The sequence below is a fragment of the Hydrogenophaga sp. genome (genome assembly GCF_041633695.1).
Taxonomy (GTDB): Bacteria; Pseudomonadota; Gammaproteobacteria; order Burkholderiales; family Burkholderiaceae_C; genus Hydrogenophaga.
The window spans coordinates 1-1,033 of sequence record NZ_JBFJMY010000765.1; the positions used below are offsets into that span (position 1 = coordinate 1).

General features: G+C 66.8%; 1 protein-coding gene and 1 pseudogene. One reads left to right on the top strand and one right to left on the bottom strand.

Annotated elements, in window-relative coordinates:
• The coding region (locus ABYB95_RS23935) for an acyl-CoA dehydrogenase family protein (protein ID WP_372662996.1) at positions 1-771 on the top strand (771 nt) is incomplete at its 5' end.
• A gap of 64 nt (positions 772-835) precedes the next feature.
• Here the strand turns inward: ABYB95_RS23935 and ABYB95_RS23940 are convergent.
• Positions 836-1,033 (bottom strand): annotated as a pseudogene (locus tag ABYB95_RS23940) (glutaredoxin); the annotation flags it as partial.

Genomic DNA, 1,033 nt, shown 5'->3' on the forward strand with positions numbered 1-1,033 from the left:
CCGAACTGCAAGCTGCTGATCGTGATGGCGCGCAATGCCGATTCGGACAGCGCACCCGACAAACACCACGGCCACAGCATGTTGCTGTTGCCCATGGGCACACCCGGCGTGGAGATTGTGCGCAACATCCCGGTGGTGCACCACCACGCGCCCGAAGGCCATTGCGAGATCGTGTTCCGCAACGTGCGCCTGCCGGCCGATCATTTGCTGGGCGGCGGGGGTGAAGGCTTTGCCATGGCACAGGCACGCCTCGGCCCTGGCCGCGTGCACCACTGCATGCGCACCATCGGCCAGTGCGAGCTGGCGTTGGAGCTGGCAAGCGAACGCGCGCTGGAGCGCCAGACCTTTGGCAAGTACCTGTCGGACTACGCCAACGTGCAGGACTGGATTGCGTTGTCGCGCATCGAGATCGACCAGGCGCGCCTGCTGGTGTTGCGCTGCGCCTGGCTGCTCGACCACCCGGAACGGTCCACGCCCGCAGCGGTGCGTGCCCAGGTCGCCGCCATCAAGGTGGTGGCCGCCGGCCTGCAGACCCGCGTGATGGACCGCGCCATGCAGATCTTCGGCGCCATGGGCCTGTCGCCCGACACGCCGCTGGCCTACTTCTGGACCTGGGGCCGTGCCCTGCACCTGATGGACGGGCCCGACGAAGTGCACCTGCGCAGCGTGGCCAAACACGAGCTGGCGCAAGCGCGCGAACGCATGGGCGCTTCAGCGGCCTACTTCACCACGCCCGAGCAGATGCAAACACCACCCCAGCTGTCGGCATAACGCGCCTGGGCGAAACCGCGTGGCGGCGGGCCCATCCGCGCGCCCCATCAGCTTCACAACACGCTCAAGCCAGCAGCGTTTTCAACTCGCCGCGACCGATCAGCGCGCGCAACTCTTGCGCGCCGCCCACCAGCGTGCCTTTGACAAACACCATGGGAAAGGTGGGCCAGCCGGTCCACATTTTCAGCGCGTTGCGGCTGCGCCAGGTGTTGAAGTAGTTACCGTACTCCAGGTATTGGTGGGCTTGCCCGGCGGCATCCAG